Annotated in this window: 16 protein-coding genes; 11 read left to right on the top strand and 5 right to left on the bottom strand. The window is 69.3% G+C overall.

Annotation, left to right across the window (positions count from 1 at the left end):
- Positions 1-3: 3 nt before the first annotated feature.
- Together FK530_RS18460 and FK530_RS18455 are read right to left on the bottom strand one after the other, a co-directional pair.
- Positions 4-756 (bottom strand): SDR family NAD(P)-dependent oxidoreductase, encoded by a 753-nt coding sequence (locus tag FK530_RS18460; protein WP_146488444.1) that lies wholly within the window; start codon positions 754-756, stop codon positions 4-6.
- Complete coding sequence (locus tag FK530_RS18455) at positions 753-1,793, bottom strand: sedoheptulose 7-phosphate cyclase (protein WP_231706694.1); 1,041 nt, start codon at positions 1,791-1,793, stop codon at positions 753-755. Before FK530_RS18455 ends, FK530_RS18460 begins: the two co-directional genes overlap by 4 nt.
- Between FK530_RS18455 and FK530_RS26720 the strand changes: the two genes are divergently transcribed.
- The 7 genes from FK530_RS26720 (at position 1,764) to FK530_RS18425 (ending at position 8,778) form a co-directional block, all read left to right on the top strand.
- Positions 1,764-2,204, top strand: a complete 441-nt coding sequence (locus FK530_RS26720; protein ID WP_231706693.1) for a hypothetical protein — start codon at positions 1,764-1,766, stop codon at positions 2,202-2,204. The two genes, FK530_RS18455 and FK530_RS26720, sit on opposite strands and share 30 nt — an antisense overlap.
- 296 nt (positions 2,205-2,500) lie before the next feature.
- Positions 2,501-3,409, top strand: coding sequence for a zinc-binding dehydrogenase (locus tag FK530_RS18450; protein WP_146488442.1), 909 nt, complete (start codon positions 2,501-2,503; stop codon positions 3,407-3,409).
- Positions 3,406-4,602 (top strand): acyltransferase family protein, encoded by a 1,197-nt coding sequence (locus FK530_RS18445; RefSeq protein WP_146488441.1) that lies wholly within the window; start codon positions 3,406-3,408, stop codon positions 4,600-4,602. Before FK530_RS18450 ends, FK530_RS18445 begins: the two co-directional genes overlap by 4 nt.
- Positions 4,599-5,816, top strand: coding sequence for an MFS transporter (locus FK530_RS18440; RefSeq protein WP_146488440.1), 1,218 nt, complete (start codon positions 4,599-4,601; stop codon positions 5,814-5,816). The genes FK530_RS18445 and FK530_RS18440 overlap by 4 nt, the downstream gene beginning before the upstream one ends.
- Positions 5,813-6,991 (top strand): acyltransferase family protein, encoded by a 1,179-nt coding sequence (locus tag FK530_RS18435; protein ID WP_146488439.1) that lies wholly within the window; start codon positions 5,813-5,815, stop codon positions 6,989-6,991. The genes FK530_RS18440 and FK530_RS18435 overlap by 4 nt, the downstream gene beginning before the upstream one ends.
- A complete protein-coding gene (locus FK530_RS18430; protein WP_158645142.1) occupies positions 6,988-7,755 on the top strand; it encodes an alpha/beta fold hydrolase in 768 nt (255 codons plus the stop codon). Before FK530_RS18435 ends, FK530_RS18430 begins: the two co-directional genes overlap by 4 nt.
- A gap of 66 nt (positions 7,756-7,821) precedes the next feature.
- Complete coding sequence (locus FK530_RS18425) at positions 7,822-8,778, top strand: GAF domain-containing protein (RefSeq protein ID WP_158645141.1); 957 nt, start codon at positions 7,822-7,824, stop codon at positions 8,776-8,778.
- A 420-nt stretch (positions 8,779-9,198) separates the two neighbouring features.
- Here FK530_RS18425 and FK530_RS18420 read toward each other — a convergent pair whose 3' ends face one another.
- The 3 genes from FK530_RS18420 to FK530_RS18410 all read right to left on the bottom strand — a co-directional run bounded on the left by FK530_RS18420 (position 9,199) and on the right by FK530_RS18410 (position 12,554).
- Entirely contained in the window at positions 9,199-10,680 is a 1,482-nt protein-coding gene (locus FK530_RS18420) for an amino acid permease (protein WP_146488436.1), read from the bottom strand.
- A 59-nt stretch (positions 10,681-10,739) separates the two neighbouring features.
- Entirely contained in the window at positions 10,740-11,633 is an 894-nt protein-coding gene (locus tag FK530_RS18415; RefSeq protein WP_146488435.1) for a serine/threonine-protein kinase, read from the bottom strand.
- Positions 11,634-11,828: 195 nt separating this feature from the next.
- The gene (locus FK530_RS18410; protein ID WP_146488434.1) at positions 11,829-12,554 is read right to left on the bottom strand and encodes a PaaX family transcriptional regulator C-terminal domain-containing protein; all 726 of its coding nucleotides are present in this window, start codon (positions 12,552-12,554) and stop codon (positions 11,829-11,831) included.
- 72 nt (positions 12,555-12,626) lie between these two features.
- Here FK530_RS18410 and FK530_RS18405 point away from each other — a divergent pair, with 72 nt between their 5' ends.
- The 4 genes from FK530_RS18405 to FK530_RS18390 all read left to right on the top strand — a co-directional run bounded on the left by FK530_RS18405 (position 12,627) and on the right by FK530_RS18390 (position 16,405).
- A complete protein-coding gene (locus tag FK530_RS18405; RefSeq protein ID WP_146488433.1) occupies positions 12,627-13,295 on the top strand; it encodes an enoyl-CoA hydratase/isomerase family protein in 669 nt (222 codons plus the stop codon).
- A gap of 62 nt (positions 13,296-13,357) precedes the next feature.
- A complete protein-coding gene (locus FK530_RS18400) occupies positions 13,358-14,377 on the top strand; it encodes an oxygenase MpaB family protein (protein ID WP_146488432.1) in 1,020 nt (339 codons plus the stop codon).
- Between the two features lie 27 nt (positions 14,378-14,404).
- Positions 14,405-15,388 carry a crotonase/enoyl-CoA hydratase family protein gene (locus tag FK530_RS18395; protein WP_146488431.1) on the top strand — a complete coding sequence of 328 codons (984 nt, stop codon included), beginning with the start codon at positions 14,405-14,407 and terminating at the stop codon, positions 15,386-15,388.
- 72 nt (positions 15,389-15,460) lie between these two features.
- Positions 15,461-16,405, top strand: a complete 945-nt coding sequence (locus tag FK530_RS18390) for an oxygenase MpaB family protein (RefSeq protein ID WP_166443313.1) — start codon at positions 15,461-15,463, stop codon at positions 16,403-16,405.
- The last annotated feature ends 6 nt before the right edge of the window (positions 16,406-16,411 follow it).

The following is a 16,411-nucleotide window of genomic DNA, read 5'->3' as shown; positions in this document are numbered from 1 at the left end:
CCCTCAGCCCTGCGTGGTCAGCGGTCGGGACTGCGACAGCGGAATCCCGTCGGAGACGGATGTCCAGGTGCGGTCCTCGTGCACGACGAGCGCTTCCGAGGCGTGGCCCCGCCCGCGGGTCGCGGCGAGATGCGCCGCGAGCGGGCCGAAGTCGGCGGGGGTCATGTACCCGCTGTAGTCGAAGTCGGCGGGACGTCGCGCGCGGATGCCCGGGGAGTCGACCATGCCGACCGGAAGCGTCTGGACGAAGGTGACGTCGGTCGGATCGATCTCCTGGGAGACGGAATCGATGAGGGCGCTGGCCGCGGCCTTGGTGGCGGTGTAGCCCGCTCGGCCCGGGCCCGCGTTGTAGACGACCTCGGACGAGACGTGCAGGAACAGCCCCGGCGCCGCGCGCCGGAGCGCGGGGAGCGTCGCGCGGAGAGTGTGGAACAGGCCGTGGACGTTGATGTCGAACTGGTCGAGCCAGTCGGACTGCGCCACGTCGACGAAGTTCTCGCGCCGAAGCGTGAAGTAGATGGACGAGTAGCACGCGATGTCGACGCGCGCGGGCACCTCGGCATCGAGGACCGTCCGCGCCTCGGTGGGGTCCCGGAAGTCGAGGCGGTGCCACTGGAGTGCCTCGCCGCCGGGCCCCGTGGGCCGCGACCTGCTGAAGACGTGGGTCTCGAATCCCGATGCCGCCCAGGCATCGGCGATCCCGCGGCCGATACCGGTCGAGCCGCCGACGACGACGGCGGTGGGCGTGTTGCTCATGCGTTCTCCTTCGTGGTGCGGGCGACGGCGCCGGCGGCGCCTGCTCGTTGCCGTAGCGCGAACAGCGCGCGCCGGATCTCCTCCGGGGTCACGTCGTTGACGAACCGGTGCTGCCCGATTCCCACGGGGAGGGGCAGCCGCTGCTGGCCGTCGCGGTGCCGCACGGTGTCGGTGAGCGCGTCGACGAGGAGGTCGGGGGTGTCGAGGGAGGGGTCCCACAGCGGCAGGTCGAGGTCCTCCATCACGCGGTAGATCCGCTCGGCCTCGGCCTCGGTCACGTCGCCGCGCAATCGCCCGATCGCGGTGGTCAGCGCCATGTCGACGTTCACGGCCTCCCCGTGGAGCAGTGCGGGGAGAGCGTGCATCTCGACCGTCGGGCTGAAGGTGTGCCCGTAGTCGACGCAGCGCTCCAGCGTGGACTCCCACAGGTTCGGCTGGAGTTCCTCGAGCATGAGGTGGATCGCCTCGGCGATAATCACCGTCGCGGCCGATTCGAGCTCGGTCGTCGAGCCCTGGAACCGGTCGTCGCGCACGGCTCGACCCGCGGTTTCGAGGATGTCGAAGAGCTCGGCCGATTTCACTAGGGCGACCTTGAGGATCTCCGCGAGCCCGTTGCTGAGGTGGCGTGCGTCGACCGTGCGCAGGAACGTCCGGTCGAGGAAGGTCGCCATCGCCGGGGCGTAGGTTCCCAGGCGGTTCTTCCCGGTTCCGTAGTTGACGCCGGTCTTCACGCCGACGCCCGCGTCGACGAGGCCGATCAGCGTGGTCGGGATGCGGACGTACGGCGTGCCGCGGCGGTACAGGCTGGCCGCGAAGCCGACGACGTCGGTGAGGACGCCGCCGCCGATCGCCAGGACGGGTTCGCGCCGGCGGTCGATGCCGAAGGCGTTCATCACATCGACGACGCGGGTGACGCTGTCCCACTGCTTGGCCGCTTCGTGCGCCTGGAGCGGGACGACGGTCGCCGCGATGCCGTGGTGGTCGAAGTAGGCGCGGATCGTATCGCCGTGGAGCCGGTCGACGGAGTGATCGATCACGACGAGGCGGCGGTCGCCGCGCCGGATCTGCGCGTCGGGGCAGGCTGTGAGGAGTCGGTCGTTCTCGGGCCGGAACAGGCCGTTCGCTTCGACAACCTGGTATCGGACCTGTTTGACCGCCTCGACTGTCCACGTGGTCTGATCGACGACGGTGTGGTGGAGCCCTTGCTGGAATCTGGTGCCGTTTCGCATCGCGAAGTCCCATCGGTGTCGGTGACGGAGTTCGGTTCGACGGATGCCGGAGTGCCCCGCTCGACGGTGAGCGGGGACGCACGGGATCGCCGGCCGGCGCAGAGCGCCAGCGGAGCAAGCTGGTTCGAGCAGTGTGGTGTTCACGCGCCGTGCTGGTGGGAGACGTCGCGCGGGAGAAGGAACGGCCGGACGGCTGAATGTCCGATGGCGCGGTCCTGATGGGCTCCAGAGTCGGGCGGGACTCGTGGGCGATGCGGCTATTGCCGCTGCTAAGAGAGTCCTCCACGACCGTTGCGACTGTCAATGTGAGCGGCGTCACGATTGCCGGGATTGCGTGCTCGGCGGCGTTGTGGTTGCGTGGGCCGCGGGAGACGAGTGCGGTTGCACCGCAACGCACGACGGCGATCGCCGTCCGATCCGTTCAGGAGTCTCCCCATGTCGCTGATCATTAACCGCGTCCGAACGATCGCGGCGCGATGCCCCGTCGCAGACCGTCGCACTGACGGAGTGGACGCATGAGGGCCGTCGTCTTCGACCGGCCCGGCCCGCCCGAGGTGCTGCACGTCGTCGACGTGCCCGTTCCCGACGGAGCGGTCGTCGTCGACGTCGTCGCCGCGGCGGTCAACCCCGTCGACATAGCTACCCGTTCCGGCCTGATCCCGACTCCAACTCCGGCGGTGACGGGTTGGGACCTCGCGGGCGTCGTGCGGTCGGCGGATCCGGCCACCGGATGGGTACCCGGCGATCGCGTGATCGGAACCACCGCCCAGCTCGGCACCGGTGTCGGGAGCACGGCGGAGGTCGTGGCGATCGACGGCGGATTCCTCGCTCCGGCACCGGCGTCGGTGCCCCTGTGCGACGCGGCCGCGCTTCCCCTCGCCGGGCTGACGGGCCTGCAAGCGGTCCGGGCCGCCGCCCTCGGGCCCGGTCTGCGGGTGCTCGTCGTCGGGGCGCAGGGCGGAGTCGGGCAGTTCGCCGCCGGGTTCGCCGCCCGGTCGGGCGCGCACCTGTCGCTCGTGGTCCGCGCCGAAGACGTCGCGACGTGGAGCCGCGCGGTGGACGACTTCGGTTACGGGGCGGAGGTGCTCACCGACGCCGACCTGGAGGATCAGCCGTTCGACGTGATCATCGACTGCGCCGGTCGGCCCGAGACGGCGCGACAGGTCGTCGCCGGAGGGAGGTACGTGTCCATCACGACCTTCGCGCTGCCCGAACCGGGTGATTTCGCGCTGCACCACCTCGGTGTCGAGGTCGACGCCGCGGATTTGCGCGAGGTCGTCCGCGCGGTGGATGCGGGCGAGGTCTACGTTCACCCGGTCGCGGCAGTCTACCCGTTCGACGAGGCGGCGGCAGCACATCGCCGGGTCGAACAGGGGAGCCGGGGCAAGGTCCTCCTCGTACCCGATCCCGGAGCGGTGTCGTGACCGCGGCGCCGAGCAGCCCTCGGCCTCGGCTCGATTCGCTGACCGGTCTGCGCTTCTTCGCCGCGCTGTCGGTGTTCCTGTTCCACGCCTCATTGCAGAAGCCCGCCAACTCCGTCTTCGACACGGGAGGCATCGCCGATGCGTTCACGACGGCGGCGCGCTACGCGGGCGGTCTCGGTGTCACCTTCTTCTTCGTGCTCTCCGGCGTCGTCATGGCGTACATCGACCGCCCGGGCGAGCCTAAGGGCGCCTTCTGGCGGCGCCGGCTCGTCAAGATCTTCCCGAATCACATCGTGACCTGGGCGATCGCACTCGTCCTGTTCGCCGCCGCGACCACGACAGTCGCCCAGGCGAGCGTGAACGTGACGCTCCTGCAGACCTGGGTCCCCGATTACGCGACCTTCCTGAGCGTCAACCCGCCCAGTTGGTCGTTGTCAACGGAGCTCTTCTTCTACCTCTGCTGCCCGTTCGTCTACGTGCTGATCCGCCGGCTTCCCGACCGTGCGCTGTGGCCCGCCCTCGCGGCAGCGGTCGGGGCCGTCGGGGTGAGTGTGGCGCTCGCGTACGTCCTGTTCCCCTCGTCGCCGCACACGCCCGACGATCTGCCGTTGTCCGAACTGCAGTACTGGTTCGGCTACGTCTTCCCTCCGTCGCGCCTGTTCGATTTCGTCGCCGGCCTGGTGCTGGGGACGATCCTCGTCCGCGGCCGGTGGCGGCAGGTGCCGATCGCAGTGGTGCTCGCGGCCTTCCCGGCGTTCTACGCGCTCTCGTACGCGACCCCGTACCTGGTCGGCGTCCGGCTCACCATGCTCGTGCCGGTCGTGCTGCTGATCGGCACCGTCGCACATGGTGATCTCAAGGGGCGCTCGAGCCTCCTGCGCGGCCGGCGAATGCAGTGGTTGGGGGAGATCTCGTTCGGCTTCTATCTCGTGCACGCCCTCGTCCTGGTCGAGGGACGGAAACTCCTCGGGCCGAGGACCTTCGAGGCCCCCGCCGCGATCGGCGTCGAGCTGCTGTACCTCGCCGTGAGCGTCGCCGCCGGTGCGGCCCTCTACACGTTCGTCGAGAAGCCCGCCTACGCCCGGTGGTCACGGAGACGGGCGCGCCCCGAGGCAGCGGTGTCGCCGTCCCCATCCGCCCCGCCCGGATCGCACGTACCCGCGCCCGTCGCGAGATCGGAGACGGTGGCATGAGCCGCAGAGCACTTCCCCTCATTCTCGCCATCTTCGCGGTCGGTACGTCGGAGCTGATCCCGAGCGGGATCCTGCAGGGACTCGCCACCCGGTTCGGCGTCTCGCTCGCGACCGTCGGACTGACGGTGACCGTGTACGCGCTGACCATGGCCTTCCTCGGCCCGGCGGTGACCGCGGTGACACTGCGATACCGACGGAGTACGGTCGCCGTCGCACTGCTGCTGGTGTTCGCCGCGGGTACCGCCGTCGTCGCGCTCGCCCCCACCTTCCCGGTGCTCCTCCTCGGTCGGGTGCTCACGGCGTCAATCCACGGCACGCTGATGGCGGTCGTCGTGATCCTGGCCGAGCGCTCGGCTCCGGCCGGCAAGTCCGGTTCCGCGGTCGCGGCCATGCAGTTCGGGATCAACCTCGCCACGGTCGTGGGCGTCCCGCTCGGGACCTGGTTCAGCGGCATCGCCGGATGGCGCTGGACGTTCGCGGTGATCGGCCTGCTCGGAGCCGTCGCGAGTGTCCTGATCGCCATGACCGTCTGGCCGCCCGAGCCGCACGCCGACGGCGGCGGAGCCACGCTCGCCGACGAACTCGCCGTGCTCCGTGCACCGCAGGTGAGCGGCATGGTGGTGGCGACCGCGCTCTATTCGGCCGCGATGTTCGCCATCATCACCTACCTGCAGCCCACCTTGGACGAGGCCGCCGGGATCACCGGACTCGGATTCTCCCTCGCGCTGTTCGGTTACGGCATCGCCTCGCTGGGCGGGAACGTCCTCGGCGGCCGCCTCGCGAACGGCAAGCTCCCGCCGCGCCTTCTCGCCGCGGGTATCGCCTTCGCGGCGAGCTGCGCGTTGGTCGGCCTCGCTCACGGTGTACCGCTCACCGTCGCGGCGCTGGTGTTCTTCGGTGTCGCGACCTTCGCCCTCATCCCGCTGCTGCAGACCCGAGTGCTCACTGCGGCGGCGGCCGCCCCGAACGTGGCATTGACGGCCAACATGTCGGCGTTCGGCGTCGGCGCGGCCGGTGGATCGTTGCTCGGGGGTCGGGTCCTCGAGGCCACGGGCAGTGCCGCGTCGATCGCTTTCGCTGCCGCCGGGCTGGCGTTGGCGAGCTGGGTCTTCGTGACGATCCTCAACGCCCGGCTGCGGCCGGACGGCTCCCCGGAGACGGATGCTGCCGGACCGGGCGCCGTGGACACCGTCGACCGGGCGGAGGCGTCGTGACCGCCGCACCGGACGAGCGGGTGCTCGAGGCCGCGCCCGCCCGCCGGCCCGCCCTCCCGTCCCTCACCGGGCTGCGCTTCGTCGCGGCGACGCTGGTCTTCTTCTTCCACGCGTCGTTCTGGGATCCGCCCCAGAACCCGTTCGCGGACCGGGGGATCGGCGACGCCTATCAGACGGCGTTCAGCAAGGCCGGCTGGATGGGCGTGTCGTTCTTCTTCGTGCTCAGCGGATTCATCCTCACGTGGACCTGGCGGCCGCAGCCCCGAACCGCCTTCTGGCGGCGACGGGCCGCGAAGATCTTCCCGACGCACATCGTGATGTGGCTGCTCGCCATGCTGCTCTACGCGGCGTGGACCACCCCGTGGCCGGCCGCGCTGCTCAATCTGTTCCTGCTCCACTCGTGGAGTCCGGACCACGCCACGTACATCAGCGTCAACCCGCCGAGTTGGTCCCTCTGCAGTGAGCTGCTCTTCTACCTCCTGTTCCCGTTCCTCATCCCGTGGATCCAGCGCCTGCGGGAGGCGCACCTGTGGCCGATGGTCGGCGCGCTGGTCCTCGGAATGGTGATCGCCGAACTGGTCGTGCAGGTGGCGGTCCCGAGCCTGCCGCGCACCCCGGAGGGCTTCCCGATCTCGTCATTGCAGTTCTGGCTCGGCTACAACTTCCCGCCGATGCGGCTCTTCGAGTTCGTTCTCGGCATGGTGGTCGCGCGGATCGTCGTCGCCGGACGATGGCCCGCGGTGCGGCCGGCGGCGGCCGTCGGGCTGCTCGTCGCGGCGTACCTGATCGACCTGCGGGCGCCGTTCCTGTTCAGCCTGACGGCGGTCCTGATCGTGCCGTTGCTGCTCGTGGTCGGGTCGTTCGCCGCGGCCGACCTGTCGGGTCGGACGGGGTTGATGGCGACTCCCGCGTTCCAGTGGCTCGGCGACATCTCCTTCGGCTTCTACATGGCGCAGTACGTCCTCATGTACTCGGTGCGGACCAAGGTCATGGACGCGCGCCTGTACTCCACGCCCGTCGCTGTTCTCATCCTCCTCGGGTTCTTCCTCGCGACCGTGCTCGCGGGATGGGCCCTGCACACCCTCGTCGAACGCCCGGCCATGCGCCACTTCGGCGCTCGCGAGGCTCCTCGTCTGTTCCGCCGCACCTCCCAACCCCAGAAAGGCGCACTATGACCTTCCACGCCACTCCGGCCTCCGAGCTCGACTACTTCGACGACGGGGACGGAACTCCGTTGCTCCTGATCCACGGCACCGGCGCCGACGGCGAGCTCAACTTCGGGCATCTGCTTCCGGCGCTGTCCGCACGCCACCGCGTCGTGCGCCCGAACCTCCCCGGAACGGGGGACGAGCCGGACCTCGAGGGCGTCGACCTCGATGTCATCGTCGATCGGATCGCGGCGCTCCACGACCGGACCCACGACGGCCCCGTCGACCTCCTCGGCTTCTCGCTCGGGGCGGTGCTCGCGGCGGCGTACGCCGGACGGTACCCGGATCGCGTGCGCCGGTTGGTCCTGCTGGCGGGGTGGGCCGGCCCCGACCCGCGCCACGAGCTCTTCATGGGCCTGTGGCGCCGGTTGGCCGATCTCGACGACCGGGCCTACGGCGAATTCCTCGTCCTGTTGCTGTTCAGCCCCCAGTTCGTCGCGGCACTCGGTGACGGGGTCGACGAGGCCGTGCGCGGCACCGTCCCGCACGTCGGGACCTCGCGACAGATCGACCTGAACATCACGATCGACATCCGCGAACTGGCGCCCCGAATCACCGCGCCCACACTGCTCGTGGCGGGAACCGCGGATGCGATCGTGCCGGTCGAAAAGGTGCAGGAGCTCGCGCAGCTCATCGTCGGGAGCACCTACGCGGAGGTCGACAGCGGCCACATGCTGCTGGTCGAGCAGCCGGAGAAGGTCCTCTCGCTGGTGAGCGACTTCCTGGAGTAGGCGTCCGCGGGCGGCGTCCATGTTTCCACCGAGAAGGACGGAGTCGAAGTGGCTATTGTCCAAGGAATGTGGCTCCTGGTTGAGACCCTCTCGGAAGTGCCAACAGTTGTGTCCGAGGACGATCGCGCACGGAACTTCCGGCCGCTGGGAACGTACCTCCGCAGTGGGGTTCGCGTGGCCGCGCTGAAGGCGGTCAGCGAGGTTCAGCGGGCGGGACGGCCCGTCGAGATGCCGATCGGTGATGGCGGTACCGTTCAGGCCGTTCCGGTGTTCGGTCCGTCAAAGCGGGTGCACGCCGTCCAGCTTGGTATAGGTGAGGCGGACCCTAGGGCGAGGCCCTTCGTGGCGGGGTACGAGTGGATCGTGGGCGTGCCGGGGAAGCCGTTGCGGTCCTTCTGGACAGACGATTTCCAGCGGATGTACGGCGTGGAGGAGCGTCGCAGCGTCGCCAGTCCGTTCGGACTCGCGGACGTCTTTCGGCGGGTGCTCGGGCTGGCAGAGGTGACCAAGGCGATGCGGGGAGTCTACGACCCGGTGCCTGGCGACTCCTTCGTCAACGAGTTCCTCGCGCGACACGATGACGGGTCGGATCATTTGATCAGGTCGGTCCGCCGGGTGATCGCCTTGGGAGGGCGCATGGTCATCCGGGGTGTGGACCAGGACATAACCGTGCGCCTGGACCCGTGGGAAGCCACGTTCGCGACCATCGACCACGACGCACTCAGATTGAGCCTCGACCGGTCAAACCGATACGCAGCGATGATCGACCTCCGGCACGGTGGCGTGATGACATGGATCGGACAGGGGGCGCCGCAGGTAGCCCGCCCGGTCTCCAGCGGTCTGGAGCCGTTCATCCATCCCGCCGACGTCGAGCGCGTCGTCACCATCGTCGCCAAAGGAAATCCTGTCGAATCCACCGTGAGACTGAACCTGCGCGCCGGGTGGCGTGAGGTTTCGGTCCAACTCGACCGGATGATCGGCCACGGGCCGACGGTCGTATGTCTTCTGATCGGGGCTGTTTGAGAGGCTGGGAGGGCGGTCTGTCACCTCGCGGTCGGGCGCAGACTGTCGACGAGCACGCGGCCGCGGTGCACCTACCTACGGCCGAGTGCCTGCTTGTGTACTCGCGCGATCTGCCGTGTGGGCGGACTCTCGCGCACCTGCCACAGTTCTGCCACTATCCCGTCCTGCGGCAGCGCGATCAGGCACTCCGAGGTGCACGTCGGGACACTTCAGGTGCGTCCGCTACGATCACGTTTACCCAGTTAGCGGTGACTTGAAAGCGAGCGTGGGTGAAACCACCGGGGGTTCAAATCCCTCCGCTTCCGCAGGTCAGGGGCGGTTTCCAGGAACACGACAGTGGCCCAGGGAACCGCCCGATGGCCCGGATTGACACGTTCTTCCGGGGGAACGGCCTGGGCGTGTCGTTCACTGCGGCTCGGCTCATTCCGCGTCGCGACCGTGGTCGGTCGGGATGGGCGGCTCGGGGAGTACGGGGTACCGGCCGGTGTAGCCGACGCGCTCGGCCGCTGCGGCCATCACCTTGCCGCGCACCGCGTACCAGCCGCCGACGAGCATCGGCACCAGGGCGATGATCGCGTACAGGTTCCAGATGTTCTCGTAACACATCAGGACGATGACGGCGGCGAGGAAGACGAGGGATGCGTAGCTGCTCCAGGGGGACAGGAGCTGTCGGAACGTCGGCCGGGTGACGATGCCCTTGTCGGCCCATCGGTGCAGCTGGATCTGGCACAGCAGGATCATCGCCCACGTCGAGATGATGCCCAGCGCGGAGAGGTCGAGCGCGATGTTGAAGGCCTCCTCCGGGACGAACATGTTGAGCACCACGCCGAGCAGGGTGAGCGCACCGGTGAGGGCGATACCGCCGAAGGGGACGCCGTTGCGGTTCATCGTGCCGGTGAACGCCGGGCCGCTGCCGTTGAGTGCCATCGACCGCAGGATCCGGCCCGTGGAGTACAGGCCTGCGTTGAGGCTGGACAGGGCCGCGGTGAGAACGACGAGGTTCATGACGTCGCCGGCGTACGGTACGCCGATCTTGGAGAAGAAGGTGACGAACGGGCTGGTGCCCTTGGCGAATTCGGTATAGGGCACGAGCAGCGCGAGCAGGATGAGGGAGCCCACGTAGAAGACGGCGATGCGCACGATCACGGAGTTGATGGCGCGCGGCATGACCTTGGCGGGCTCGGCGGTCTCGCCCGCCGCGATGCCGACGAGCTCGACGGCGGCGTAGGCGAAGACGACGCCCGAGACCACGATGACCAGCGGCAGGGCGCCGACCGGGAGCAGGCCTCCGTTGTCGGCGATGAGCGAGGGACCGGTCGTGTGGCCGTCGACCTTCATGCGCGAGGCGAGGATGACGATGCCGACGACGAGGAATCCGACCAGTGCGACGACCTTGATGATCGCCGCCCAGAACTCCATCTCGCCGAAGAGCTTGACGGAGATGATGTTCATGGCCATGACGATCGCCAACGCGATCAGGGCGATCGTCCACTGGGGTATCGCCTCGAAGGCGCCCCAGTAGTGGACGTACAGGGCGATCGCGGTCACGTCCACGATCGCGGTCGCCGCCCAGTTGAAGAAGTACAGCCACCCCGTGACGAAGGCCGTCTTCTCCCCGAAGAATTCGCGCGCGTACGAGACGAAGGACCCCGAGGACGGGCGATGCAGCACCAACTCGCCGAGAGCGCGAAGGATGAAGAAGACGACGAGGCCGCACACCGCGTAGACGAGGAACAGGCCGGGACCGGCATCGTGCAGTCGGCTGCCGGCGCCCATGAACAGGCCGGTTCCGATCGCGCCGCCGATCGCGATCATCTGGATCTGTCGCGGTTTCAGGGTCTTGTGATACCCCTCCTCCTCGTGTGCGAGGACCGAGTTGTCGTAATCCGTTGGTGACGTCATGCCCGGGAACGGTAGGTGCGGCTCGTGACGAGAACGGTGCCGTTTCTGTTACGGCCGCGCTACTTGCCGCCGCGCGACGGTAGCGGCTGCACATCGCGGAGTGCGCGGTAGAGGATCTCTGCGAGTCGCGAGCAGGTTGCGTATCGGTCCTCGGGCCGCTTGGCCAGCGCCTTGCGGAACACGGCCGTGAGGCCGGAGGGGAGCCACCGTCGTACGGAGTCCGGCGGCGGCACGGGGTCGTGGAGTTGCGCGTACCTGATGGCGAAGTCGGTGCTGCGCCGGAAGGGCGGCTGCCCGGTGAGCAACTCGAACGCGGTGGCCGCGAAGGCGTACCCGTCGGTCTGCGGGGACAGGTCCTGCGCTCGCAACAGTTCGGGCGCGGCATACGGGACCGAGAGGAGGAGGTCGCCGTCGTAGAGGACGGTGGCCGGCGGCACGAGGGGTTGTGCCGTTCCGAAGTCCGTCAGGTATCCGCGGACGCCGTGCCGGTCACCGTCGCGGATGAGGACGTTGCCGGGCTTGACATCCCGGTGCAGGATCCCGGCCCGGTGACAGTCGTCGAGGGCGCGGCCGATATCGACCAGTACGGGAAGAACGATCGCCAGGTCCGGCTCGACGGTGCGGCGCGGAACGACGGCGGATGCCGGGCGTCCGTCCACGAACTGCACAGCGATCCACGGGCGGGCCGCGCCGATCACGCGTCCTTCGCGCATCGCGGGAGCCTCGCCGAGCTCGATGGGCGTGACGACGCTCGGGCTGTGGACTGTTCCAGCGGCGTCGAACTCCCGCCGGAAGCGCTCACGCACAGCCTCTTCCGTGCCCGACCGACGAGCCAGTTTCAGCGCGACGGCCTGCTCGCCGGGCCTTCGAGCGAGGAAGACGTCCGCGGTACCACCGTGGCCGAGCCGCCGAAGGAGGGCGTACCCGGCGACGTCGTCTCCGATCTCGGGCATGGTCTCAGCGCGTCTTGATGACGGAGTCGTCTTCGCGGATCGACCGGTGGAGGAGCGCGACGGAACTCTGTCGCACCGTCGCAGGGGACGTCACGTCATCGGCCCTCGGTCGGGCATGCGCGGGTGGCAGGCACACCGGTAACCGTAGCGGTTTGCGCGGGAAGCGTTGGACGATGCTCGGCCCCACGCCGGACACTATCTGACGGGCGCGAGGCTCTCGCGCAGCTCCGCGAGCCACGCACGGTAGTCGTCGTACAACGACGTCAGCTGCGCGGCGGGCCAGTCCGCGGGCAGGAACTCCGCGGGGAGGAGCGGATCGGTCTGCAGGTGGTGCACCGCCGCGACCATCGTCCGGAAGCGGGTGGGCTCGTCGTCGACGGCCGCGATCAGCGCGAGGTACTCGTTGCCGCGCGCGGACCAGGCCGGGAGGTCCCACAGCTGTGCGGCGAGTGCCGCCGGGTCGGAGGTGGGCCGCGACTCGAAGCAGACCGAGACGTCGAGCAGGGCCCGAGGCCAGGGGCGGCGGAGGTTCGCGGGGCGGGTCCAGACGCCCTCCCGGAGCTCGGCGACCCGCTGCCGGCGCATTTCTTCCCGGAGCGCGACCCGGTCCGCGGCGCTACGACCGGTGGCGGTGACGACCGCCATCTCCCAGGTCCCGCTCCACTCCCGTTGCTCCGGCGGTTGCGCGTAACGCTGGCGTTGTGCCAGGCGCTCGGAGAGCGTGTACACGCCGCGATCGCGCGTGAGGTCGCCGTTCGCCACCATCCGGGTGAGGGCGACCCGTGTCGTCGACTCCGCGATGCCGAAAAGATCCATCGCGCTGATGATCTCGCGACTGCTGAGCGTGGGCGGGCTCGCGCCGAGGAGCAGGCTCAGGACAGCGGACCGCGCCGTCACCGGGGGCACGAGAGCGCTGTCCATCATCGGGCAGACTACACCTGGGCAAGCATTACAACATTGCGTTGAGTGATTGAAATATGTAATGTTGCGGGCATGGTGAATCTGACACGCGACGGCGCGGTGCTGATCTGCGACCTCGGGGACGGAGAGAATCGTCTCGACGGGGTGCTGGTCGGGGCACTGCACGCCGTTCTGGACGACGTGGAATCGGCGTCGGGGCCCGCCGCGCTCGTCACCACGGGGAGCGGGCGGTTCTACTCGAACGGCCTCGAGCCGGAGTCCTTCGCACTGGACGGCTATCTGGACGCCGTCCAGAGCCTGCTCGGCAGGCTGCTCGGATCCGGCGTTCCCACGGTCGCCGCGCTCCAGGGGCACACCTACGCGGGTGGTCTGCTCCTCGCGCTGGCCCACGACCGGCGGGTGATGCGCGCGGACCGCGGATACCTGTGCCTGCCGGAGGCGCGGCTGGGCTTCCCGTTCCTTCCGGGGATGAGTGCACTGGTCGCCGCTCGGGTGGCGCCGGCCGTCGCACATGCGGCGATGGTGACCGCCGAACGGTACGACGCCGACGCCGCGGTGAACGCCCGTCTGGTCGACGAGATCGCCGAGCCGGGTGAGGTTCTCGCAACAGCGGTCGATCGCGCTGCGGAACTCGCGCCGCTGCGCGGGTCGAACCTCGCGGCGATCAAGCGGACGCTGTACCGGGACGCACTCGATCGACTCGCGGAGCCCGCGATCCTCCCCGCCGCCTCCGGCGCGTGAACGAACCCGCGCCGCCGCACCGAGGCCGCGTGACCAACCCATCGCCCCAAGGAGAACACGCCATGACCGATATCGGCGCACCCGCCCCGGGATTCGACGAACATGCCGTCCCGCGCGCCCGGCAGGACGAGCATCCCGGTGATCCCGACGGTGTCGACCCCCTGGCTCCCGGCGGATTCGGACGGTGGATCGCGGGCCATCCGCTGGTGCTGCTCTACGCGAACGTCCCCGCCCTCATCATGCCGACGCTGCACCCCAAGATCGCACACGTCCTCAGTGAGAAGGACCGCGCGCTCAACGGGAGCGAGGGGCTGCCCGATCTGCAGGCCACGTCGCGCCGCTTGATCAGCACGTACGAGATGGTCATGGGGATCGTCTTCGCGGGCCCCGAGGCGGACGACGTCGCGCACGGACTGTACGAACTGCACCGACCGATCGCAGGATCGATGCCGGACGGCTCGCCCTATCACGCGTGGAACAAGGACGTCTGGAACTGGACGTGGGGTTCGATCCTCAAGGGAGGCATCGATATCGCGGATGAGTTCGGGCTGTTCCGCACGGGCGAGGAGCGTGCGGAGGCGTATCGCGCCCTCAACGAGATCGGGCGGCGGTACGGCGTCCGAGGTCTTCCCGATACCTATGCGGACTTCGTCGAGTACTGGCAGCCGATCGTCGACGACGTCCTCGCGGTCGGTCCCGAAGTGCGGTTCATCGTCGATCACGCACTCACCCTGCCCAGGCCGCGCGGCTGGGACGCCGTGCCCCTGCCCGTGTGGCAACTGCTCTCGCTTCCGCTGGTGCGGACCATCCGCGTGGGGATCCTCGCGGGCGTTCCGGAGCGCTTCCACGACGAGTTGGGTCTGCGCCCCACGGTGATCGACCGCATGGAGCGCGAGATCCACGGGCTGTTCTGGCGCACTCTGCCACGGCCGGTCGCGGGTCTCTTCGGGCCCGTCTACTTCGGTCTGCGCCGGCGCTTCGGGAATCCCGGCTGGCGCACCTTCTACTCGCGGGCCGAACTCGCGGCGCAGAGGGACGCGGCGGACGAGATCCGCCGGGCAGCAACGGGCCCCGTGCACTGATCCGTCACCACAATCAGGAGATCGCCGATGACCGACGCTGCAGACCGGCCCGCCGCATGGCGGGACCCGCAGACCGACTCCCCGCAGTACGCAGGACGCACTCCCGACGATCGGGAGGTGCGCTACCGGACGCTGATCTACGAGGTGACCGGGCGGGTCGCCCGGATCACCTTCGACCGGCCCGAGCGCGGCAACGCGATCACCGCGGACACGCCGATCGAACTCGCGGACGCGGTGGAACGGGCGGACCTGGACCCGAGGGTGCACGTGATCCTGGTCGCCGGGCGCGGTAAGGGCTTCTGCGGCGGCTACGACCTGTCCATCTTCGCCGAGAACGGTGAGAACCCGGAGGAGCGCGCGGCGGTGGCGGGATCCGTCCTCGATCCCGTGGTGCAGGCGCGCAACCACGACCCGTCGGGCACCTGGGATCCGATGATCGACTATCAGATGATGAGCCGCTTCAACCGCGGCTTCGCCAGCCTGCTCCATGCGAACAAGCCCACCGTGGCGAAGCTGCACGGCTTCGCGGTCGCCGGCGGCACCGACATCGCCCTGTACGCCGACCAGATCATCTGCGCCGCCGACACCCGGATCGGCTACCCGCCCACCCGGGTGTGGGGCGTCCCGGCCGCCGGCATGTGGGCGCACCGCGTCGGCGATCAACGGGCGAAGCGCCTGCTCCTGACCGGCGACACCATCACCGGCGCGCAGGCCGCCGAGTGGGGCCTCGCCGTCGAGGCCCCGGCCCCGGACCGGCTCGACGAGCGGACCGAGGAACTGGTCGCGCGCATCGCGCGGCTGCCCATCAACCAGCTCATCATGACCAAGCTCGCGCTCAACAGTGCGCTCCTCGCGCAGGGCGTGGGCAACTCCGCCATGATCAGCACGGTCTTCGACGGTGTCTCCCGGCACACGCGGGAGGGGTACGCGTTCCAGCAGCGGGCCGCCGCGGCCGGATTCCGGACGGCGGTCGCGGAGCGGGACGGGCCCTTCGGCGACGGCAAGCGATGAGCGGGCACCGCTAAGTTACCGAATGTTCTCGATTCGGGTGCGCGCCGGGGTGTGCGGTTGCATGATAGGGACATGCCCGTCATCGATCAGGTATTGACCCGCTCCCGCCGCGCGCGACAGCCCGAAACGCTCACGGACCTGATGACGATGGTCGGCCTGACGAGCGGCGTCGCGAACATCGTCATGCAGCTCTCGCTGCCCGCAGTCGGCCACGGCGTACACGAGAGCAGGGTCGCCTCCGGGAGCCCGCGCCGGCGGCCGTTCAAGCGGCTGCGGACCACCACGCAGCACCTCGTGGTCTCGGTGGTGGGGAACGAGGCCGACCGGGCGGCTTTCCGGGAGGAGATGCGCGCGGTGCACGCTCACGTGCACTCGACGGAGAGCAGCCCGGTCGGATACAGCGGCAACGCCCGCGACCTGCAGCTCTGGGTGGCGGCGTGCCTGTACCGCTTCTACATCGACCAGTACGAGTTCCTCTACGGCCCGCTCGAGCGGGCCACCCTCGACGTCCTGACGCCCGCCGCCGCCCCACTCGCGACGGGCGTGAACGTGCCGGAGTCCGCATGGCCCAAGGACTGGCAGGAGTTCGAGGACTACTGGAACGCGATGCTGCCGTCGCTCTCGATCGCCCCGGAGGTGCGGGACGATCTGAAGTCGCTCTCCGACTTCATGTTCCTCGGCGAGGCGCTCGGTCCCCCGGGCTGGGTGCTGGCGAAGGTCTTCGGCCCGATCAACCACTTCCTCACGCGGGGCAATCTCCCGCCGCAGTTCCGCGACCTGCTGGGCTGGGAGTGGTCGGCGGCCGAGCAACTCTGGTTCGACAGGCTCCTCCGGCTGCTCCGCGTCGCCGATGTGGTGAACCCGGACGCGATCCGGATCTACGCCCGGGTTCTGCTCCTCGACCTCCGCCTGCGGCTGCGAGTGCGCGGCTCGATCCTCGGGGCGCAGAAGGTTCTCGATGCACCCCTTGCGGAGGAGGGACGGACCCCGGCCGAGCGGCGCCGGAACCGCCGCTAGCCCGAT

The organism is Tsukamurella conjunctivitidis (assembly GCF_007858475.1).
Lineage (GTDB): Bacteria > Actinomycetota > Actinomycetes > Mycobacteriales > Mycobacteriaceae > Tsukamurella > Tsukamurella conjunctivitidis.
The sequence above is the reverse complement of the archived record's forward strand: the minus strand, read 5'-3'. Positions and strand labels throughout refer to the sequence as shown.